Genomic DNA, 21028 nt, shown 5'->3' with positions numbered 1-21028 from the left:
ATTTAGTTGAAAATATGTTTTGTAGATTAAAGCAATTTAGAGGAATAGCTACTCGATATGACAAGCTCAAAAGAAATTATCAAAGTTCTGTTGCTTTAGCCTGTATATTTTTATGGCTACCTTTATAGGGTTAATTATGAACAGTAAATGTCAACAGACCCTATTAATACTTAATTAATTGGCTTTGTTGCACAAAGATTTAAAATTAAAGCTATTCTGAGCTAGTCAAATTTAAGACACAACTCGGGTATGAGGTCGGCCTAATTCCGTAAATTTATTTAATACTGCCACACGTGCATGAATCTCATTGACTTGGCTTTGAAAGTTTCTCGCACTGAGTTTATCCCCCAATAATTTGATGCAATGCATCTTGGTTTCAACCAAACTGCGCCGATGGTAACCTGACCATTTTTTCCATATTATTCTTCCTAAATGCTTAACTGTTCGAAGTAATTCATTTCGCTCTCGCGAATGAACTTTTGTATCTTTCCAAGGTCTCGCATTTTTCCTAGGTGGAATCACTGCATGCGCTTGCCGATCTGCAATGACCTGACGGCATTGTTTTGTGTCATAAGCCCCATCTGTATAGACTGAATCAATCTGTTCATCCAATGGGATTTGATTTAGTAAATCACCAAGGACTTGCGAATCACTCACATTGTTGGTCGTGAGTTGAACTGATCGTATTTGTAGGGTTTCAGCATCTATACCGATATGAAGTTTTCGCCATTGGCGACGATATTCAGGCTGATGTTTCTTGCGTTTCCATTCACCTTCACCTAAAAACTTTAAACCAGTAGAGTCCACAAGTAGATGTAGTCCATCACTACTTTTTTGATAGCCAATTACAAGATCAATATGCTTTTGTCTTCTGCAAATGGTGGAATAATCTGGCGCTGTCCAATCTAAACCACAAAGCTTAATGAGACTTTTCACAAAGCCAGTGACCATACGTAAAGAGAGTCGAAATAAGGATTTAATCATTAAACAGCATTGGATGGCTGTATCTGAATAAGTTTGATTTCGACCATGTTTACCTTTGGGTTGAGCGTACCATTGAGTCTTGGGATCAAACCAAATCGAAATGTTTCCTCGATTAATTAAGGCTTGATTGTATTTGGACCAGTTGATTGTACGGTAGATATTAGGTGGAGGCTTCTTCATTCGGAAATTATATTGCTGAATTAGACCTTACGAACAGCTTTGTGCAACAAAGCCTAATTAATTTATAATTCTTTTTTCAAAAAATCGATCCTATTAAAAATCCTTTTAAAAAAAACTAAATAATTGAATTTAATATATTTTTTAAACCACCTAAAAGAAGTTTATTCAAAATTAAGATATGGAGATAAATGAAATCTAACCTATTCAATAGAAATTATTTCGATTTATTTTATCGGCCTTTTCCAAGAATGCTCAACTTTAATTTTTAGAATAAAATGATCTAAATAAGGGAGATTTTGCTAGGGATTTCAAGATGTTTAGCGATATTTTTTATTTTTAATTACCTTGAAGCTCTACCTGATATTCAAGAATTACAGATTTTATAGTTGTCATGATGCTGTCTATTATTCCCTACTCACATCACATGCATGTACATAGTTCAAGAACCTAACCATAATAACGACATCCCAATATCCGGCATATATATCCTCATGCTGAATACTGGGAATCATCTCATTTATGCACTCAGTTGTTCATCACGTTTGAACACCAGTTCTCCCTTAAGTGAACTGTCTGCATCGAAATAATAGCCATCGCTATTAAAAGCTTTCAACTCTTCGACACAATCAATTTTATTTTCAATCATAAAACGCGCCATGAGACCGCGTGCTTTTTTGGCATAGAAACTAATCACTTTATATTTGCCATTTTTCTGATCCAGAAATACCGGCTTGATAATGTCTGCCTGAATTTTGCACTCGTTGACTGATTTGTAATATTCATCAGAGGCGATATTCACCAGGATTTCAGAATTTGCTGCTGCTAGATCCTGATTAATCAGATCAGTAATGTGATGTGCCCAGAAGTCATATAGGTTATGCCCGCGGGAATTGGCCAATTTGGTTCCCATTTCCAGACGGTACGGCATCATCAAATCCAAGGGACGTAAGAGTCCATATAATCCAGACAACATGCGTAAACGGTCTTGTGCATAGTGCAGATCTTCATGTTTTAAACTATAGGCATCCAGACCTGTATAGACATCGCCTTTAAATGCAAAAATCGCCTGACGGGCATTGGCTAAATTAAAATCCGGTTGCCAGTCATTAAAACGTGCGGTATTTAAAGTGGCAATTTTTTCACTAACACTCATTAAGCTGGAAATTTCTGTTGCAGAAAGTGTGCGACAAACGTTGATCAAGTCCTGTGAATGTTCTAATAATCTCGCTTGAGTAAATTGGTCAGTCGGTAATGGAGTATCGTAATCGAGAGTTTTGGCTGGAGAAATTAAAGCGAGCATGGCAACCTGGTCAAAAAATGATTAATCAAACTATATCAGTCTGCTTATTTTAATTCCAATTCATGTTTTTATTCACCATAATCGTTAAAATGCACGATTCTCCTGTTAATCATCGGTTTTTATATGCCCGAGCAAATTTTTCTTCAAGGGCCTGCGGGTCAGATTGAAGTTTTTGTGGATTATCCTCAGGGTGAAGTGAAAGGATTCGCGGTAGTTTGTCACCCCCATCCATTGCAAGGCGGTACACCACAACATAAGGTTCCGGTTTTACTGGCACAAATGTATCTGGAACGTGGCTGTATTGTGTATCGTCCAAGTTTCCGTGGTTCTGGTCAAAGTGAAGGTATACACGACGAGGGCTTCGGTGAGACGGATGATGTATTAGAAGTCATTCGGTTCGCTCGCAACCAGCATATTGCCCTGCCTTTTTATGCAGGCGGTTTTAGTTTTGGTGCGCATGTCATGGCAAAAAGCTATGCAGCCTTACCGGTAGAACTGCAACCAAAGCAAACCATTTTATGTGGTCTGCCGACTGCAACAGTAGCTGGTATTCGTCATTATGTGACACCAGCCATCAAAGGCGACATTCTGTTCATTCACGGTGAAGCCGATGAAGTGACTTTGCTCTCAGATATGATTGAATGGGCAAAGCCACAACGCCATTTAGTGACCGTATTACCTGGTGCCAACCATTTCTTTACCGGCTATTTAAAGCAATTACGGATCGCAATGACCCGGTACTTAGCGCTTGGCTAAATAAAAAAACCCATCAGATGATGGGTTTTTTTATTAAAAGACAAAATCTTCTGCAAAAATTTCATACATCACAGCCCGATATTTAGGCTTATCGATGTAACGGAGAATTTTTCCACCCAAGCGTTCTGCAATTTTACGGCTAGCCCAGTTTTCTTCTGCTACCGGGTAGCTTAAGACTTGAATCCCTAATGTATTAAAAGCATAGGCCACAACACAATGCACTGCCTCATGTCCATAATGATGACCATGCGCAGTTTCACGAATCCAAATACCGACTTCAGGTATTTCATCATGAAGTCGATGCAAACCACATAGCCCAATAAATTCTTGTGTTTCAATATGACGGATCACAAATACATATTCTTTATAATCAGTCATATTTTCCAGCCAATTTTGCCAGACTGTTGCAAATCCCTGTTCAGATTGTGGTGGGTCCCACGCCATAAAACGTGTCAAACTCGGCGTAATTGAAGCATAAGTTTCTTTGGCATCGGCTGATTTAAAACAATTCAGGATCAAGCGTTGACTTTGCAGTGTAGGCAAAGCTGATTGATTCTGTTGAATTAGCTCTTCCATTCAAACTCGCTAAAGCTTTCCTGCTCTTTTAGAGAGGTTTCCACTGCCTGTGCAAGCTGATTAAGCAAACTTCTTTCGGTGATACGATCCAGCCAGTCCTGTTCTTCTTCAGGATATGAGGCAATTTCACAAACCAGATGCCCTTGTTCATCTCTGGTTTCGCAACTCACAGATAAAGGCAGCGCATGGTCTTCCACGCTGACGGCAACCTGAGCTCCACTTTGGCTTAAGGTCTGAAAACCATATTTGCCTAATTTTTCGGCAAGTAAATGTGCTACATATTCCTGGGTTTCCTGACCATCCCGTGGTGTTTGGCTCTGGGTATTGGCCATGAATTTTAATTTTCGCATCGCTACTTCCAAATGGCTTTTTTCTTATATGGGTTTAGCATAAGCAATATAAACAAAACAGCCAAGCAAAAGCTTGGCTGTTTCACATAATTTTAAAAATTATTCTGACACTTGAATTGGCAATCCTGCGATTGAGGTCAATTCTGTGAAGGTCGGGAAACTGGTTGCGACCGTTTCAGTACCGACAATCTTGATCTGCTCCGAATTACGCAAACCGGCAATCGAAAAACTCATCGCGATACGGTGATCGTGATGCGATTCAATTTCACCACCCGTAAAGATTGGCGACCAGTCACCAGACTTGCCCTTACCTTCAATGATGATGCCATCGTCCGTTGGGGTACAGTCGATGCCCATGGTTTGAAGACCGTCGGCCATCACTTGAATACGATCCGATTCTTTTACGCGAAGCTCGGCAGCACCGGTCAGGATGGTTTGACCTTCGGCACATGCAGCCGCAATGAATAGCGCCGGGAATTCATCAATTGCCAATGGCACCTGATCTTCCGGCATATGAATGCCTTTTAAGGTACGTGTACCACGGATACGAATATCGGCAATCGGTTCACCGCCTGCAATACGCTCGTTTTCAACTGTAATGTCCGCACCCATTTGCTTGAGGATTTCGACCACACCAGTACGGGTCGGGTTAATGCCAACTGCTTCAAGGGTCACATCCGAGTTTTCAGTAATGGCCGCACCGACCATAAAGAAAGCAGCAGAAGAAATATCTGAAGGCACCTGAATATTGGTTCCAACCAGCTTTCCGCCACCTTGCAGTGAAATTCGATTACCTTCGGTTTTCACTTCATAACCAAAGGCACGTAGCATACGTTCAGTATGGTCGCGTGTTGGTTCTGGTTCAGTCACCGAAGTTTCACCTTCTGCCCATAGACCTGCAAGTAAAATCCCTGATTTCACCTGAGCAGAGGCCATTGGCAAATCGTACTGAATCCCTTTCAGGTTTTGGTTGCCGGTGATGGATACAGGTGGCGTACCTCGCTCACCAGTGGTCTGAATTTGCGCACCCATTTCACGTAAAGGCTTGGCGATACGCTCCATTGGACGCTTGGATAAAGATGCGTCACCAGTCATGACTGAATCAAATTTCTGTGCTGCTAGCATACCCGACAGCAAACGCATTGAAGTGCCTGAGTTGCCCATATAAATGGCAGACTGCGGCGCTTTTAAGCCTTGCATGCCAACACCATGAATGGTGACTTCACCATTTTTAGGGCCTTCAATGCTGACTCCCATATCACGGAAAGCTTGCAGTGTCGCTAGAGCATCCTCACCTTCCAAAAAGCCGGTCACATGTGTGGTACCTTCTGCAATCGCACCAAACATGATCGAGCGATGTGACACAGATTTGTCACCTGGCACGGTAAATTTACCCTGAAATTTCTTGGCACCCGGCTGAATGGTAAATTGTTGTGTCACTTTATTTTTCTCCATGAAAGGTTTCTTGGCGAGCATATGGTTGAAATGCTGGCGAGCTGCCTGCGCATGACCCAATAAGCCCATCAATGCGTGGGAATCTTCATCTTCAATCAATTTGCGAATAATCGCGAGCTGCTGTTCAAAGCCATCAACAGCATTCAGAACTGCTTTTTTGTTGGCAAAAAAGATGTCATGCCACATTTGTGGATCGCTAGCGGCAATTCGCGAGAAATCCCGGAAGCCACCGGCAGCATAACGAAATATATCTAAATTGTCTTCACGCTTGGCCAATTGCTCAACCAAGTTGAATGCCATGAGATGCGGAAGATGACTGGTATGCGCCAGCACTTCATCGTGCTTGTCGACATCCATACAAATCACTTCGGCTTTCGCCGCTTGCCACAGCTGAATCAGTTTATCGACGGCCCAGTCTGCACTGCTTGGCAGTGGCGTCAAGATCACCTTGTGATTGGCAAATAAATCAACTTTACCTGCATGCACCCCGGTATGCTCGGCACCTGCAATCGGATGGCCCGGTACAAAACCTTCAGGCAGTTCATCGCCAAAAACCACTTTCGCTGCATCGACCACATTACCTTTGGTACTACCCACATCAGTAATAATGGTATTGGCAGATAAATAAGGCTTGATAGCTTCCAGCACCTTTTGCGTGGCACGTACCGGCAATGCCAGTACCACCAGATCAGCGCCTTTGACCGCCTCTACAGGATCGGCATAGCCTTCGGAAATCAGGCCAAGAGATTTAGCATCTTCCAAAGTCTTTTGTGAACGTGTCGATGCAACAATGTCATTGGCCAAATGCTCGGCTCGAATGACACGCGCCAGACTTGAACCAATCAGTCCAAGCCCGATAAATGCAACTTTTTCAAACAGTGGCTGCGACATGGTTTAAGCTTTTGCCTCTAAACCGAGTACTTTAGCCAATGCGCTCAAGAATTTCGCATTTTCTGCTTCAGTACCAATCGATACCCGAATGTGATTAGAAATACCGACCGGACGCACAATCACCCCTTGCTTGAGCAGACCATTGAAGGTTGCTGATGGGTCTGCCTGTACATCTACCAAGATAAAGTTGGCACGTGAAGGCACATAGTTAAGACCCAAAGCCTTAAAACCAGCTTCAAGTTGCGCCATACCGGCTTTATTCACTTCACGAGAACGCGCGATAAAATCTTCATCTTTCAGTGCAGCCACCGCAGCCACCATCGCAAGATGGTTGACATTAAATGGCTGACGAATACGATTGAGATAATCCGTCACTTCTACTGAAGCCAGAGCAAAACCAACACGTAGTGCAGCCAAACCATAGCACTTCGACAAAGTACGGCTAACGATCAGGTTTGGATATTGCGCGAGGAATTTCAAGCTGTTGAAGTTTTCCGGGAAATATTCCACATAGGCTTCATCCAGAACCACGATGACATTGGCAGGAACTTTTTGCATGAACGCTTCAAATTCAGCTTCTTCAAACCAGGTTCCTGTTGGATTATTCGGGTTTGCAATGAAGACGAGTTTGGTATTGTCCTGAATGGCAGCCGCCATTGCTTCCAAGTCATGCGAAAAGCCTTTAGCTGGTACTTCAATCGCTTGCGCATTAATGGCTTGAGTTACCAATGCATAAACCGCAAAAGCATGCTGGCTATACACCACCGAATCATTTTCTGAAACGAATGCACGGGCAAACATTTCCAGTAAGTCGTTTGAACCATTCCCCAAGGTAATCTGATCATGATTAAAACCAAACTGGGTTTTGATCTGATCTTTCAGGATAAAACCACCACCATCTGGATAACGGCCAATTTCAGCAATTTCCGCAGCGACCGCTTCTTTGACTTTATCTGAACAACCCAGCGGATTTTCATTTGAAGCCAGTTTGACGATATCGGTAAGACCCAACTCGCGCTCAAGTTCACTGATCGGTTTACCCGGTTGATATGGCTTTAATTTTGAGATGCCTGAATTGGCTGGAACAAACGACATTTTAGACTTCCAATTTTAGGTATAAAACAGTGGTCAGCACCCTCGCCCTGACCACGTATAGCTGACTTAAAGTACAGCTGCAGGATATGAACCGAGCACGCGAACTTCTTTAACCAAAGGACGAATTTCTTCAATGGCTGCTTTCACGTGTTCCTGCTCAATATGGCCTTCAAGATCAATGAAGAACACATAAGCCCATTTTTCAGGAAGTGCAGGCCGGGTTTCAATACTGGTCAGGCTGATATTGTGCTTGGCAAACGGCGCCAGAATTTCCAGCAAAGCTCCGGCACGATCATGCGCTGAGATTAGTAATGAAGTCTTGTCATTACCACTTTGCGGCACTTTTTCACGACCAATCACCAGGAAGCGTGTGGTATTTTCCGGATTGTCCTCGATATTGCTATGCATGATTTCGAGGTCATAGATACTCGCGGCAATTTCAGAAGCAATTGCAGCAGAATGCCATTCATTACGAATACGGCGTGCTGCTTCCGCATTGGAACTTAAAGCGACACGTTCCACACCTGGATAATGAGCATCCAGCCACTTACGGCATTGAGCCAAAGTCTGCTGATGCGCATAAATCTGTTTGATGCTGTCTTTACGGGTATTTTCAGAAATCAGGAACTGATGGTGAATCGGTAATTCAACTTCGCCAATCACATTCAGGTTCGATGTTTTAAAACAGTCCAAAGTATGGTTGACCACGCCTTCAGAGGAATTTTCTACCGGCACCAGACCATAATGGGCACTGCCTGCTTCCACGTCACGGAAAACTTCATCAATGGTCGGTAAAGGACGAACCACAGCATCATGGCCAAAGTGCTTGAGTACCGCAGAATGAGTATAGGTCCCGACTGGTCCCAAGAAAGCAATGCTTTGCGGAGCTTCAAGTGCAAGACAGGCCGACATGATTTCACGGAACAGACGTGCCATGGTGGTATCAGACAATGGCCCTTCATTACGTTCCATGACATTACGCAAAACCTGAGCTTCACGTTCTGGACGGTAAAACAGCGGATTCTCTTCTGAGGCAAACTTTGCTTTTGCCACAGCTTCAGCCAAACGTGCCCGACGGTTAATCAATTGCTGAATTTGCTGATCAACAGAATCGATATCTTCACGAATTTTTGCCAAATCAAGAGAAGTCGTGGTGTTTTGATCGTCGTTGATCATTGTTCTGTCGCCCTTCATAAACCTTATCTGTTCAGTATAACAATAGTGAGCTTTCAAATGTTACGCAATATGACATTGGTAGATTAAGTCTTAAAAACATACAGTTGATTTTAACCGTTTATCGCTTTTGGTCATATCTGGTAACATTTACTTCAGCTTTTCTGCTTGATTTACATTATTAAATTGTAAACTTTGCCTGTCCATATTAACTGATTTTAAGGAAGATGAAATATCACTATTTCTTAATCTATATAGCGGTTTTAAACATAAGAAAATTAAAATAATTGCTTTTCAAACGTCATTTTTGAACCATTCATATCTAAGATAGATTTCACAATAAAATGCACACTCTGCAATCCCATTTTTATCGACTTCTCTTTGATTTCACTTATTTTTTTACATTAAATCACTACTCAATTACAAAGCAGAGACGATTTTTTAACCAATCATAGATAGTCTAACTTAAAACAAGCGTTTGGGTGTCAGTCATGCCAAAAAGAATAGCTGTACTTTTGACGAATAATTTTGAAGATCAGGAATATCTTGAACCCGTTGCAGCCTTGCTGGAAGCAAAGCATAGCATCTGTAATATTGAGTTTAATGCAGGAAAAGTGGTCTATGGTCTGCATGGCTGTTCTGCAGTGACGATTGACCGGGACATCGAACAAATCAGTATTGATGATTTTGATGCCTTGCTGATTCCTGGCGGTGAATCTGCAGTTTCTTTATCTACCGATATGCGGGTGCTGCAATTTATCCAGGCTTTTAATCAAGCCAAGAAAACCATCTTTAGTTTATGTGATGCATCATTATTACTGTGTGAAGCAGATGTGCTGAAAAATCGAATTATTGCCAGTATTCGCGCGCATGCCAGTCGCGTACAACGTGCCGGTGGAACGTATTATGATGCAGAACTGGTGAATGACAATAATCAGTTGATTTCATCGCGCCTACCCAATGATTTACCCATTTTTATTCATGAATGTTTGGATGTTTTAAAATCATAAAGTCTTAAAAAATATTTCCCATCTTGGCCATGTTCTCCCCTATAAAAAAGAGTCCTTCGGGACTCTTTTTTATGGTTGAGCTATTAACGCCCTAACAGACCGCGGGCCACAATCTCCTTCATGATTTCATTGGTACCCCCATAAATCCGCTGGATCCGCGCATCAACGAAGAAACGTGAAATTGGATATTCAGTCATATAGCCATAACCCCCAAATAATTGCAGGAGATTGTCCGCGATTTTCATCTGCATATCGGTAGAAAAGCTCTTCAATGCCGCTGCAGTTTCTACATCCAGTTTCCCTTGCATATAAAGCTCAAGATTCTGGTTATAAAATGCTGCGGTCGCCAATTCATCAATTTTCGCTTGCGCAAGCACAAAACGGGTATTCTGGAATTGACCGATCGCCTGACCAAAAGCCTGACGCTCTTTCACATACTGTGTGGTCACATCAATAGATCCACGAATGGCGCCTAGAGCGGTAGCAGCAATGGCGGTACGCTCACGCGGCAATTCCTGCATCAGGTAAGCAAATCCCTGTCCCGGCTGACCCAGTAATTGCTCCTTTGGCACTTTGACATTGTCGAAGAACAGTTCAGACGTATCCTGAGCATGCAGACCAATCTTGTCCAAATTGGTGCCTTTTTTAAAGCCTTCCAGATGGGTATCGACCAGCAACAATGAAACGCCTTTGGCACGGGCTTGCGGATCGGTTTTGACGGCAAGCACCACTAAGTCAGCATGCTGACCATTGGAAATGAAGGTTTTTGAGCCATTTAACAGATAATGTTCATCCTGCAAGATGGCACTAGTACGCATGGCTTGCAAATCTGAACCTGCACCTGGCTCGGTCATGCCAATCGCACCGACCACTTCACCGGTGACCATTTTTGGTAACCAGTATTTTTTCTGTTCTTCAGTACCAATATGCAGGATATACGGTGCTGCAATATCGGAATGACAAGACAGACCTGTGGCGATAGCACTGTATCCGGCACGTGCAGATTCTTCGATCAGCATCAATGAATAATCGGTCGGCACCCCATAGCCACCATATTCTTCTGGAACATCGACACACAAGAAGCCATTTTCACCGAGTGCATTCCAGACTGAACGCGGCATCAGACCTTCACGTTCCCACTGGTCGTAGTACGGTGCGACATGTTCGTTCATAAAGCGTTTAAAATTATCGCGGAATAATTCTAGATCGGCATCGTAGGCAAGCATTCTATTGTCCTTGTTGTTTATCATTTTAGTTTCCTTTTCACAGACTATCGACTTTCCTGCTCCCTGTCATGTGCCGGCATTCATCTTTTTACTAACTTCACAGTCAATAAAAAAGGGAAGCCGAAGCTTCCCTTTTAGACATGAAAGACAGACTCAAAATTAGTGAGCGTTATTGCCTTCTTGTGCCATTTTTTCGTCAATTTCTGCAGGATTTGCTAAAGCATAGTTCAGCTTGTCCATATCTAACTGGCCCACCCATTTCGCAACCACTAAAGTCGCCAAAGAGTTACCGACCAGATTGGTCAAGGCACGAGCTTCAGACATGAAACGATCGATACCGAGAATCAATGCCAGACCTGCAACAGGAATATTCCCTACAGCAGCCAAAGTTGCCGCCATCACAATAAAGCCTGAACCAGTCACGCCTGCCGCACCCTTAGATGAGATCAGAAGTACCAGAAGCAGGGTAATTTGATGAGACAAGTCAAGTTGCGTATTGGTTGCTTGCGCAATAAAGATTGCAGCCATCGTCAAGTAAATCGACGTACCATCCAGGTTAAATGAATAACCAGTTGGAATCACCAGACCTACCACCGACTTCTCTGCACCGGCAAGTTCCAGTTTCTTCAACATACGTGGCAGTACTGATTCTGAAGATGACGTCCCCAGTACAATCAGAAGTTCTTCGCGAATCAGGCGGATCATCTTCATGATGCTGAACCCTGCGAAACGCGCAATTGAGCCCAATACGATGAAAATAAACAGTACGCAGGTAACATAGAAACAAATGATCAACTGTGCCAGCTGAGCAAGAGAACCAATACCATATTTACCAATTGTAAATGCCATCGCACCAAATGCACCAATTGGAGCAAGTTTCATGATCATATTCACGATATTGAAGAACACATGTGAAATCTGGTCGATGAGTTTCAGGACTGGCTTGCCTTGATCACCTAGCTTATGCAGTGCAAAACCAAAAATGATCGCGAACAATAGAACTTGCAGGATTTCGCCTTCTGCAAATGCGCCCACAACCGTATTTGGAATGATGTTCATCAGGAAGTCGATAGTCGATTGTGACTCACCTGAAGCGACATATTTACTGATGCCAGTGGTATCCAGTGAAGCAGGATCAACGTTCATGCCCACACCAGGCTTGACGATGTTAATCACGACCAGACCGATGACCAAAGCAATCGTGGATACGATCTCGAAGTAAAGTAAAGCCACACCACCAGTTTTACCGACTGATTTCATGCTTTCCATACCTGCAATACCGCTCACTACGGTACAGAAAATTACAGGTGCGATAATCATTTTAATCAGACGGATAAATGCATCACCAAGCGGTTTAAGCTGTTCGCCCAAGCCAGGGACATGCTGTTCTACGCCATTGATAATTTGCGTACCACTAGGCGAAAAATGCCCGACCAGAATACCTGCGATAATGGCCACAATCACTTGAAAATACAGTGACTTATAAATTGGTTGTTTCGCCATAATAAATCTACTTGAACGATATCAAAAATAAGAAAGACCATTTTGAGAAATATACTGACCTCTTCATCCCTTCTCAGGATGAACCGGATCAAGTCTCAAAAGGCTCAAGAGAATGTTCAAAAATGATAATCAGCCATGCATTGAATCTGACACTCAAGTATCAGACCAAAGTATTAAATGGGAGAAAGAGATTAAGAAAAATTAAACAGACTCTAAAAATTGCCTAAATTTTACCGAATATTCAGACTAAATGTGCATAACTTATTATGCGCTTGTTTATGTTTTAAACAGAATAGATTAGACATTAGTCGATAATCAGATTTAACTGATTGTTTTACGTATACTGAAATGTTTATGGATTTTCACCCTCTCCCTTGACATTAATATTTTCTGCAAGCTGTAAAAAGTTATGAATACCGAAAGAAATATTTATAAAGATTTCGAACATCCCTTTGCCCAATATGTACGCATTGTGGGTAAAGGGAAAAATGGCGCCCGCTCTCTCTGCTATGATGAAGCCTATCAAGCCTTCAGTATGATTTTGAAAAATGAAGTGCTGGATGTGCAGTTAGGTGCATTCTTGATGTTATTGCGGGTCAAGGAAGAATCTGTAGATGAGTTGGCCGGTTTTGTACAGGCGACACGTGACCAGCTGAGTTTCAAAAAACTGGATGTCGATCTGGACTGGTCTTCATATGCGGGCAAGCGCAAGCATTATCCATGGTTTATTCTGGCAGCCCTGACACTGGCCAAGCATGGTTATAATATTGTGATGCATGGTGCCTCGGGCCATACCATGAACCGCGTTTACACCGAACAGGTGCTGACTTACTTAGGCTATCCAATCTGTCAAAATGATGCCGAGGTTGAACAGCAACTTCTACAACAGCATTTTGCTTACATACCGTTAGAAGTAATTTCTCCGATTCTTGCAGACTTGATTGCGCTGCGTAATGTCATGGGCTTACGCTCCCCAATTCATACCCTGGCGCGTCTGATCAATCCCTTTAATGCCAAAGCGACCCTGCAAGCCATTTTCCATCCAGCATATCGTGGTTCGCATCAGCAAGCAGCTTTCCGCTTGGGCTATAAAAATAGTGCCGTGATTAAAGGTGAAGGGGGCGAATTCGAGCGTAATCCGGATGCCAAAACGCTCATCTGTGGCATTAAAGATGGCCTGCTCTATGAGCATGAATTGCCAAAGCTCACTGACAACCGCAGTCCAATTGAAGAAGAACTGGATCTGGCGCTATTTAAGGCTGTCTGGGACGGTCAGCAAAGCCATGATTATGGCGAGATTGCAGTGATAGAAACTATGGGCATTGCGCTATATACCATGGGCGTGTGTGACAGCTTTGAAGCTGCGATGCAAAAAGCCAAAATCTTATGGGCGAATCGCCACACGGTTTAATCTTGTGCAAAAGAAAAAAGCATTGTTCAGTGAATGAACAATGCTTTTTTTAATTGTATTGCTATTGGCTGGGAATTAAGCCTTAAACAAAACGAATCGGCTTGAATTCAGGTTCATTCTTGTGATGATCATCATCACACTCTTCACCCTCTTCTTTAGTACCGCGATCGATATAACCGCTGCGCTCATTTTCAGGCAGGTTTTTCATTTCCCAGGCATAGACTGCCTGCATACAGGTCTGACGTTGTTCTGGTGTCAAGGCTACACCGTTTGGCCACTTTCCAATTTCGACTGCTGTTCTTAGGCGTTCAACAATCTCAGGATTGAGTACGGCAAGCATTTGTTCAATATTCATGATTTAATCCTGCTTAAAATAATCAAAGTCCTGATTCCACCCCAGTTTGGTTCGACAGGCATTATAAAAGTCATAACCCGGTGGATGCAGAAGATTCAGTTTAAAGGGATGCTTGCGAATATGGACGCTATCACCCACATTCAAAGACACACTGTGTTGTCCATCCGCACTAACCATCGGCAGTACGCGATTTTCACGAATCAGTAATTTAATTTCACTATGTCCACCGACCACAATCGGGCGTGAAGACAAGGTATGCGGATGCATCGGTACCAAGGCAATCGCATCCATACTTGGATGTACAATCGGGCCACCACCAGAAAGCGCATAAGCCGTAGAACCAGTCGGCGTAGAGACTATCAGGCCATCGCTGTGCTGACGATAGACATATTGTCCATCAATATTCAGTTCAAAATCGATCATATGTACCGATTTCCCTGAATGTAGCACCACATCATTCAGGGCAATGGCATCGTAAATCACTTCGCCTTTGGAGCGAATTTCGACTTCGAGTAAAAAGCGTCGCTCAGTCTGAAAGTCACCCTTTAATACTTGATCCAGCTTGAAGATCACTTCGGTCGGCTTGATATCCGTTAAAAAACCCAGACGACCACGGTTAACCCCGATCACTGGGGTATTGTACTTGACCAAGGCACGTGCTGCATGTAATAGCGAGCCGTCGCCGCCCACGACAATCACCAGATCCACCACCTCACCCAACAAGGCACGACTGACGGTTTGGGTATTTTGATAGGGAACAAGTTCAGCTGTCGCTGCATCAAAAACTGGATGTAGGCCTAAATTGAGAAGATGATCGTGAATAAGGCATAAGGTTTCAACCACCGACGATTTATCAGGACGTCCTATTAACCCGATATTTCGAAAGGTCTTATGGGAAATTTGCACCAGTGTCGTCGCTCCGCTACGAATCCTGCTTATCATAACATTAAGCTATACCTGGATGAAAATTTATAACAGTGCTTCATAGGTAGGAAATTATTTGAAATATATTCGAATTAAGGAGAAATTGTGGGGTTTCATTTTAATTTTAAGCGCATTTCTTGATTAAATATTGCAAAATAATGAAAAGCTTCGCATGATTAGCACAATTTCACAGGATCTTATAAGTATTTATGAAATCTGAACGTGGCATGGGGTTTCTTGCCTTAATTTTTTCCATTATCGTCATTTCTATCTTTGTAGCATTTAGTATCTATTTGATTAGATTAGACAATATTGTACGCGACAAGTTTGAAGGTCAGCGCTGGGATATTCCGGCCAAGGTCTTTGCACGTCCGATGGAAGTGTATGTGAATGCCCCAGTCAGCCTGCAGGATTTCCAACAAGAATTAAAATTACTCGGTTATAAAAATTCGGATAGTTATACCAAATCAGGCAGCTTTGTCACCACGGGTAATACCCTGTATGTGCATACACGCGGCTTTGATTTTGGTGACCGGGTTGAACCGGAACAAATATTAAAAGTCAGTTTCAGCGATGAACAGATTGCAGAAGTCAGCGCGACCAAACCCTCTTCAAGCGGGATTGCGCGTTTAGAACCTTTATTAATAGGCGGGATTTATCCGCAGCATAACGAAGACCGTGTGCTGATCAAGCTAAATAAAGTGCCTAAGCCCTTGATCGAAGCGCTGATCGCGACTGAAGACCGCAAGTTCTATGAGCATCATGGGGTTTCACCGCGTGGTATTGCACGTGCCGTGGTCAGCAATATTACCGGTGGTAAACGTCAGGGTGGCTCAACCTTGACCCAGCAATTGGTTAAAAATTTCTATTTAACCCCTGAGCGCACCTTAAAACGTAAAGTGAATGAAGCCTTTATGGCGATGCTGATTGAATTACATTATGACAAGAATGAAATTCTGGAAGCTTATCTGAATGAGGTGAATCTGGGCCAGAATGGTAACTATTCCATTAATGGTTATGGTCTGGCATCGCAGTTTTATTTTGGCCTGCCACTGCGTGAACTGAATATTTCCCAGCAAGCATTTCTGGTGGGTTTAGTCCAAGGTCCGAGTCTATATAACCCATGGCGCAATCCTGAAAGTGCGAAAAAACGCCGTGATATCGTCCTAAATAATATGCTGGTGATGGGCTATCTGACTCAGGAACAATATGAAAAAGAAACCGCACGTCCGTTAAATGTCATTTCAAAACCGACTTTAGGCCCTGCCCGCTTCCCGGATTTTCTGGATATTGTACGTCGTCAATTACGCACAGATTATCAGGAAACCGATCTGACCAATCAGGGTCTGCGAATTTTCACTACTTTAGATCCTTTGGCCCAAACCAGAATTCAGGACAGCTTTAAAGAGACGGTGGCGCGTTTAAGCAAATCCAATCCGGGTCGCCTGAAAGATTTACAGGGTGCGGTATTGGTATCGCATCCGGAAAATGGTGAGCTGGTGGCCGCAGTAGGTTCTACTCAAGATTTTACCGGCTTTAACCGTGCAGTCGATGCCAAGCGTCAAGTCGGTTCCCTGCTAAAACCGGTGATCTACCTGAGTGCCCTGGAATCAAACCGTTATCACTGGGCAAGCCCAATTGAAGACAGTGAAATCAGCATCAAGAGTGATGGCAAAACCTGGACGCCGAAAAACTATAGTGGTCGTGGACATGGTGTCATTCCAATGTCACAAGCCTTATCGCAATCTTATAACCTGTCCACTGTGCGTTTAGCACAAGAATTTGGTCTGTCCACCTTTATTAATCATCTGAAAAAATTTGGTGTGACCTCAGATATTCCATCTTATCCATCGATTTACTTGGGTGCGGTAGATATGTCCCCGATGGAAGTGATGAATATTTACGGCAACTTTGCTACAGGCGGCTTTAAATATCCAACTAAAGCCATCCGCTCTGTGGTGGATGCCAACGGCCGCTCTCTGGATCGTTATAGCCTGAGTGTACAACCGACTATTGATCCTGCTTCCGCTTATGCCCTGAATTATGGCTTACAACAGGTCATGTCGAATGGTACAGGCCGTGCAGCCTATAACAGCTTGCCACGCAGTCTGAATCTTGCCGGTAAGTCCGGTACCACGAATGACAGCCGTGACTCATGGTTTGCCGGATATTCAGGTAATTATATGACCGTGGTCTGGCTCGGTCTGGATGACAACAAAGTCACTGGCTTGACCGGTTCATCGGGTGCCCTGCCCGTTTGGACCAATGTCATGAAACAGTTGCGCCAGAAACCGGTGAATCTGCCACAGCCGAATGAAATCGAATGGCATTGGCTAGATCGTCATACGGGTTTGTTGTCTGCACAAGGCTGTGAAGGCGCCATGTATATCCCGATTTCGCGTCATGCCCTGCCAAATCAGGCGACTGCCTGCGGCATCTCGCATTATGCGACGGAACCTTATGATATTGATTCAGAACCTGCGCCATCTGATGCTGAACAGGATGATATGAGTCGCTACATACAAGAAAGTGAAACAGAAATAGAACGCGATCTTGAGAGCGAAACCCGTATTATCGCCAGTGGAAGTTATAGCCATTAATTGAGTCTATGTTTATGTTAAGAAAAATCCTCCCTGGTTTGCTCATCCTCAGTCTGGTGGGCTGCCAAAGTATATCTGAGCCAGAAAAGCCAGTTACCCCTGCCAAGCCTGCGGTGGAAAAACCTAAGGCAAAAACGCCAGATGGCGTAGTGATTACGCCTTATGACCGTCCTGACATCAAACGTCAGAAAATTGTCATTCCTGAACAGAAGCCGAAAAGCCAAAAGTTTGATGATGGACGTAATCTGCCGGCCTTCAAGAGTCTGATGCAGCAAACCCAGCAGGCCTATACCAAGCAGCAGTTTGCTCAAGCTGAAGCTTCTGCAACTCAGGCACAGCGACTGGCCCCTCAGGCACCGGAAACCTATTTATACTTGGGCATGATCGCCAACCGTAAAAATCAGCCAGCAAGCGCCGATGCTTTTGCCTTACGTGGCCTGAGTTATGCACAATCTAGTGCCATGAAAAAGCAGCTTTGGCAAGTGCGCCTTAAATCTGCTCAGTTGCGGAAAAACGCTAAAGCAATTCAGCAAGCTCAACAGGCACTGAAAAGACTTTAAGATCTTTTTATAGAAACTGACTTACCAATAGAAAGTTTATTTTCTAAATAAAGTGTTTAAATATAGCGAATGCCGGCAATGCCATAAGCATGTTGGCTTTTTGCATAATCGAGCTCATCAGCCTTCATTCCGCCTAAAGCAAAAACCGGAATCTGTACCTGCTCTGCCATTTGCTTGAATTGTTCCCAGCCTAGCGCAGGTGTTTCTGGATGAGTCGCTGTCGCCAGTACCGGACTGAGTAAAGCCGCTTCACAGCCGATCTGTTCTGCATGCATTAAAGCGGTCAGGTCATGACAAGCTGCCAGATAACGATAGCCAGATTTAAGTTCGCCTTGTTTCAAGTCCATCAATTGAGTCTGTTTTAGATGAATCGTGCGAATCGTCTGCTGCTGCAATTCATTCAGTTGTGACCAAAGCTGCTGATTAATGATTAACTTGGAGAGTTGATCTACCGGATATTGCTGTACTTGCATGATCCGTTCAGGCGTTGCTTCCACGCGCCAATACAACATTTGATCTGTATCCAGACTTGATAAGATATCCAGATCTTCAGCAATCTTGATGCGCTGCGGCCATTGCAGCTTTTGAATTATGGACTGATTGGCTTTCGGAAAATTCAGCTGACCAAGTTCTTCCCGGCTGTACCAGCGCCAAGGCTGTTTGATTTCAGCCAGTTGAGCAGGCTGTACTAAAGCATGGAAAATATGCAAATTGACGATGAGATCTTCATATTCATGAGAAATAAAATCAGAGGCATGCCAGCGTTCAATATCAACACCGACCTCTTCAATCACTTCACGGCGGCAAGCTTCGACTGGTAATTCACCCTGTTCAACTTTTCCGCCTGGAAATTCATATTTATTGCCCTGATGCTGCTTGGCCTCACGCCAGCCGACTAGAACCTGATTTTGATGAAATAAAAGCGCAATTGCGACATGAATCGTAGCTTTAGTCATGATGTACAGAACCGTTGAAGTTTTACAGATTGTAAGCAAATTAGAGTTTTTTATAAATTGCTCAATATTTCGTTGACAGACCTATTCGATAATGATTATCATTTAAATCAATCCAAAACACACCACGGAGTCGACGGAATGAACGCCCCATTTAGCTTATTTACCCGTAACAATGATACTCACCATGCTTTGCCAATGCTGCACTCCAACAATCTTTTTGCACTGGGTCGTGAAATCCGGATCATGCATGCCGGCGAAGAATACCGCTTGCGTCTGACCCGCAATAACCGTCTTATTCTGACCAAATAATTAAATCAGTTCTAATAATAACAAACGTGGGAAGCAGCAGTATGAATCAGCGCATACTGCTTTTTAATCTTCTGATCATGAGATTTGCTATTCAAGCTTAAAACTCAATAACACTTTAAGTCCGCCCAGATCCGACGGCGCATAGTCAATTTTAGCTGCATGCAGTGCCATAATTTTCTGGCAAATGGACAGGCCTAAACCTGAACCCTGAGTGCGAGTCCCTAAGGCTCGATAGAAACGCTCACCTAAACGCTCCAGCACCTCAGCGCTCATTCCCTCTCCTGAATTTTCAATCAACAGCTGTATCTGATGCTGCTCAATAACCGTTCGGATCTCGACCTGTCCCTGCGGCGGCGTATAACGGATGGCATTGTCGACCAGATTGCGGATACAGCTAAAAATCAGTTCTGGATTCGCTTCAATCACAGCATCCTCAAGGTTTAGATTCCAATGAATGTCTTTTTCTTCTGCAAAAGGCTGCAAGGCCTGCAAAGCCTCCTGAACCAAATTTTTAAGATTAATCGTTTGCGTTGGTAATTGCTCTGTGCGCTCCGGATCGAGTCGTGCCATCAAGAGTAAATTTTCCAGCACCTGCGTACCGCGGTTGACATCATTCTGGATCAACTGCAATGCCTGAGGTAGTTGTGGATCATCTTGATATTTGCGTTTTAAAACCTGTAGACACATTTGAATCGCAGACAGGGGCGAACGCAGCTCATGTGAAGCATCTGCAGTAAAACGCTGTTCAGCAGCCAGTGATTTCTCCAACCGGCCGAGCATGGCATTCAGCTGACGAATAATCGGTTGCAGTTCAGTGATTTCAGGATCAGGCGTTTTAATGGGACTCAGATCCTGAGCAGTTTTGGAACCAATCGCCTGGGAAATCTTGTTTAATGGTCTTAGCTGGCGTCTGATCGCAACACGCAAAATCAGCCATTGCACTAGCCATAAAATGAATAAAATCCCGGCAAAGCCCAATGTGGTTTGCCAGAGTTCATCGAAACGTACTGAAAGTGGCTGTACGATTTTGACCTGAAGGTCGTCATCTTCTGCAGTCAATATCCGGATAAAACGGCCATTCTCATAATCAAACTGGAAGCCGTTGTTCTGTGCTTTTGGAATGGTATTAATTAATTCATCATCAATCGAAGTAGTCAGTACCTGCTGACCCAGCAACAAGGCATACTGGATATCAAACTGTTCACTGAGTTCATCCACTTGGGCGTCTTTAGTCTGGGTGACATCGCCAAGCAGCAACTCAGAAATCTGCTCCATTAATTCATCATGCAGCTGACTGGCCTGATAACTGGAAATTCCCAATAACAGCAGCCAGGCCAATATTCCGGCCAAGATGGAACTGAACAGCGCATGTTTAATTAGCCGGGTTTGCAGGGAAATAGCAGCCGACATGGGG

The 21028-nt window shown here is 43.6% G+C and carries 19 protein-coding genes and 1 pseudogene; 7 read left to right on the top strand and 13 right to left on the bottom strand.

What is annotated here, in order from left to right; genetic code table 11:
* Positions 1–147 (top strand): annotated as a pseudogene (locus NI469_RS09715) (IS5/IS1182 family transposase); the annotation flags it as partial.
* An 84-nt stretch (positions 148–231) separates the two neighbouring features.
* Here the strand turns inward: NI469_RS09715 and NI469_RS09710 are convergent.
* Together NI469_RS09710 and yaaA are read right to left on the bottom strand one after the other, a co-directional pair.
* Positions 232–1164: an IS5-like element ISAlw1 family transposase gene (locus tag NI469_RS09710; protein WP_004278954.1), complete on the bottom strand. Its 933-nt coding sequence runs from the start codon at positions 1162–1164 to the stop codon at positions 232–234.
* A gap of 517 nt (positions 1165–1681) precedes the next feature.
* Positions 1682–2464, bottom strand: a complete 783-nt coding sequence (yaaA, locus tag NI469_RS09705) for a peroxide stress protein YaaA (protein WP_247144057.1) — start codon at positions 2462–2464, stop codon at positions 1682–1684.
* A 123-nt stretch (positions 2465–2587) separates the two neighbouring features.
* Between yaaA and NI469_RS09700 the strand changes: the two genes are divergently transcribed.
* Positions 2588–3220 (top strand): alpha/beta hydrolase, encoded by a 633-nt coding sequence (locus tag NI469_RS09700; RefSeq protein WP_004645565.1) that lies wholly within the window; start codon positions 2588–2590, stop codon positions 3218–3220.
* 33 nt (positions 3221–3253) lie between these two features.
* Here the strand turns inward: NI469_RS09700 and NI469_RS09695 are convergent, their stop codons facing one another.
* From NI469_RS09695 to pheA, 5 genes are all read right to left on the bottom strand, one after another.
* The gene (locus NI469_RS09695; protein ID WP_253101652.1) at positions 3254–3796 is read right to left on the bottom strand and encodes a GNAT family N-acetyltransferase; all 543 of its coding nucleotides are present in this window, start codon (positions 3794–3796) and stop codon (positions 3254–3256) included.
* Positions 3784–4146: a hypothetical protein gene (locus NI469_RS09690; protein ID WP_253101649.1), complete on the bottom strand. Its 363-nt coding sequence runs from the start codon at positions 4144–4146 to the stop codon at positions 3784–3786. Before NI469_RS09690 ends, NI469_RS09695 begins: the two co-directional genes overlap by 13 nt.
* A gap of 99 nt (positions 4147–4245) precedes the next feature.
* Entirely contained in the window at positions 4246–6492 is a 2247-nt protein-coding gene (locus NI469_RS09685) for a bifunctional prephenate dehydrogenase/3-phosphoshikimate 1-carboxyvinyltransferase (RefSeq protein ID WP_253174998.1), read from the bottom strand.
* Positions 6493–6495: 3 nt separating this feature from the next.
* Positions 6496–7587: a histidinol-phosphate transaminase gene (hisC, locus tag NI469_RS09680; RefSeq protein ID WP_004645569.1), complete on the bottom strand. Its 1092-nt coding sequence runs from the start codon at positions 7585–7587 to the stop codon at positions 6496–6498.
* A gap of 66 nt (positions 7588–7653) precedes the next feature.
* Positions 7654–8763, bottom strand: a complete 1110-nt coding sequence (gene pheA, locus NI469_RS09675) for a prephenate dehydratase (protein WP_004645570.1) — start codon at positions 8761–8763, stop codon at positions 7654–7656.
* A gap of 488 nt (positions 8764–9251) precedes the next feature.
* On the opposite strand from pheA, the gene NI469_RS09670 reads away from it, so the two are divergent.
* A complete protein-coding gene (locus tag NI469_RS09670; protein ID WP_253174997.1) occupies positions 9252–9770 on the top strand; it encodes a DJ-1/PfpI family protein in 519 nt (172 codons plus the stop codon).
* Positions 9771–9853: 83 nt separating this feature from the next.
* Here NI469_RS09670 and NI469_RS09665 read toward each other — a convergent pair whose 3' ends face one another.
* Both NI469_RS09665 and NI469_RS09660 read right to left on the bottom strand, forming a co-directional pair.
* On the bottom strand, positions 9854–10996 hold the full coding sequence (locus NI469_RS09665; protein ID WP_004731607.1) for an acyl-CoA dehydrogenase family protein: 1143 nt from the start codon (positions 10994–10996) through the stop codon (positions 9854–9856).
* Between the two features lie 159 nt (positions 10997–11155).
* Positions 11156–12499, bottom strand: coding sequence for a dicarboxylate/amino acid:cation symporter (locus NI469_RS09660; protein WP_253174996.1), 1344 nt, complete (start codon positions 12497–12499; stop codon positions 11156–11158).
* 409 nt (positions 12500–12908) lie between these two features.
* Here NI469_RS09660 and NI469_RS09655 point away from each other — a divergent pair, with 409 nt between their 5' ends.
* Entirely contained in the window at positions 12909–13910 is a 1002-nt protein-coding gene (locus NI469_RS09655) for a glycosyl transferase family protein (RefSeq protein ID WP_253174995.1), read from the top strand.
* Between the two features lie 82 nt (positions 13911–13992).
* On the opposite strand, the gene NI469_RS09650 is transcribed toward NI469_RS09655, so the two are convergent.
* Together NI469_RS09650 and NI469_RS09645 are read right to left on the bottom strand one after the other, a co-directional pair.
* Positions 13993–14265 (bottom strand): YeaC family protein, encoded by a 273-nt coding sequence (locus NI469_RS09650; protein WP_004278992.1) that lies wholly within the window; start codon positions 14263–14265, stop codon positions 13993–13995.
* 3 nt (positions 14266–14268) lie between these two features.
* Positions 14269–15207 carry an NAD(+) kinase gene (locus tag NI469_RS09645; protein ID WP_004645573.1) on the bottom strand — a complete coding sequence of 313 codons (939 nt, stop codon included), beginning with the start codon at positions 15205–15207 and terminating at the stop codon, positions 14269–14271.
* 191 nt (positions 15208–15398) lie between these two features.
* On the opposite strand from NI469_RS09645, the gene mrcB reads away from it, so the two are divergent.
* The gene (gene mrcB, locus NI469_RS09640; RefSeq protein WP_253174993.1) at positions 15399–17789 is read left to right on the top strand and encodes a penicillin-binding protein 1B; all 2391 of its coding nucleotides are present in this window, start codon (positions 15399–15401) and stop codon (positions 17787–17789) included.
* Positions 17790–17803: 14 nt separating this feature from the next.
* Complete coding sequence (locus NI469_RS09635) at positions 17804–18349, top strand: tetratricopeptide repeat protein (protein ID WP_253174991.1); 546 nt, start codon at positions 17804–17806, stop codon at positions 18347–18349.
* A 56-nt stretch (positions 18350–18405) separates the two neighbouring features.
* On the opposite strand, the gene NI469_RS09630 is transcribed toward NI469_RS09635, so the two are convergent.
* The gene (locus tag NI469_RS09630) at positions 18406–19305 is read right to left on the bottom strand and encodes an NUDIX domain-containing protein (RefSeq protein ID WP_253174989.1); all 900 of its coding nucleotides are present in this window, start codon (positions 19303–19305) and stop codon (positions 18406–18408) included.
* 138 nt (positions 19306–19443) lie between these two features.
* On the opposite strand from NI469_RS09630, the gene hemP reads away from it, so the two are divergent.
* A complete protein-coding gene (gene hemP / locus NI469_RS09625) occupies positions 19444–19614 on the top strand; it encodes a hemin uptake protein HemP (RefSeq protein WP_004645578.1) in 171 nt (56 codons plus the stop codon).
* Positions 19615–19701: 87 nt separating this feature from the next.
* On the opposite strand, the gene NI469_RS09620 is transcribed toward hemP, so the two are convergent.
* Positions 19702–21024, bottom strand: a complete 1323-nt coding sequence (locus NI469_RS09620) for a sensor histidine kinase (protein WP_253174987.1) — start codon at positions 21022–21024, stop codon at positions 19702–19704.
* Positions 21025–21028: the final 4 nt, after the last annotated feature.

It is taken from the genome of Acinetobacter lwoffii (assembly GCF_024129735.1).
Lineage (GTDB): Bacteria > Pseudomonadota > Gammaproteobacteria > Pseudomonadales > Moraxellaceae > Acinetobacter > Acinetobacter lwoffii_H.
This window is presented reverse-complemented; position numbering and strand designations above follow the sequence as displayed.

Excerpts from the sequence above, each read along its gene's own strand:
- NI469_RS09660 (WP_253174996.1), bottom strand. The coding sequence starts at position 12,499 with ATGGCGAAACAACCAATTTATAAGTCACTGTATTTTCAAGTGATTGTG.
- mrcB (WP_253174993.1), top strand. The coding sequence starts at position 15,399 with ATGAAATCTGAACGTGGCATGGGGTTTCTTGCCTTAATTTTTTCCATT.
- NI469_RS09695 (WP_253101652.1), bottom strand. The coding sequence starts at position 3,796 with ATGGAAGAGCTAATTCAACAGAATCAATCAGCTTTGCCTACACTGCAA.
- yaaA (WP_247144057.1), bottom strand. The coding sequence starts at position 2,464 with ATGCTCGCTTTAATTTCTCCAGCCAAAACTCTCGATTACGATACTCCA.
- NI469_RS09635 (WP_253174991.1), top strand. The coding sequence starts at position 17,804 with ATGTTAAGAAAAATCCTCCCTGGTTTGCTCATCCTCAGTCTGGTGGGC.
- pheA (WP_004645570.1), bottom strand. The coding sequence starts at position 8,763 with ATGATCAACGACGATCAAAACACCACGACTTCTCTTGATTTGGCAAAA.
- NI469_RS09710 (WP_004278954.1), bottom strand. The coding sequence starts at position 1,164 with ATGAAGAAGCCTCCACCTAATATCTACCGTACAATCAACTGGTCCAAA.
- NI469_RS09670 (WP_253174997.1), top strand. The coding sequence starts at position 9,252 with ATGCCAAAAAGAATAGCTGTACTTTTGACGAATAATTTTGAAGATCAG.
- NI469_RS09685 (WP_253174998.1), bottom strand. The coding sequence starts at position 6,492 with ATGTCGCAGCCACTGTTTGAAAAAGTTGCATTTATCGGGCTTGGACTG.
- NI469_RS09620 (WP_253174987.1), bottom strand. The coding sequence starts at position 21,024 with ATGTCGGCTGCTATTTCCCTGCAAACCCGGCTAATTAAACATGCGCTG.
- NI469_RS09630 (WP_253174989.1), bottom strand. The coding sequence starts at position 19,305 with ATGACTAAAGCTACGATTCATGTCGCAATTGCGCTTTTATTTCATCAA.
- NI469_RS09665 (WP_004731607.1), bottom strand. The coding sequence starts at position 10,996 with ATGCTTGCCTACGATGCCGATCTAGAATTATTCCGCGATAATTTTAAA.
- hemP (WP_004645578.1), top strand. The coding sequence starts at position 19,444 with ATGAACGCCCCATTTAGCTTATTTACCCGTAACAATGATACTCACCAT.
- NI469_RS09655 (WP_253174995.1), top strand. The coding sequence starts at position 12,909 with ATGAATACCGAAAGAAATATTTATAAAGATTTCGAACATCCCTTTGCC.
- NI469_RS09700 (WP_004645565.1), top strand. The coding sequence starts at position 2,588 with ATGCCCGAGCAAATTTTTCTTCAAGGGCCTGCGGGTCAGATTGAAGTT.
- NI469_RS09650 (WP_004278992.1), bottom strand. The coding sequence starts at position 14,265 with ATGAATATTGAACAAATGCTTGCCGTACTCAATCCTGAGATTGTTGAA.
- NI469_RS09645 (WP_004645573.1), bottom strand. The coding sequence starts at position 15,207 with ATGATAAGCAGGATTCGTAGCGGAGCGACGACACTGGTGCAAATTTCC.
- NI469_RS09690 (WP_253101649.1), bottom strand. The coding sequence starts at position 4,146 with ATGCGAAAATTAAAATTCATGGCCAATACCCAGAGCCAAACACCACGG.
- hisC (WP_004645569.1), bottom strand. The coding sequence starts at position 7,587 with ATGTCGTTTGTTCCAGCCAATTCAGGCATCTCAAAATTAAAGCCATAT.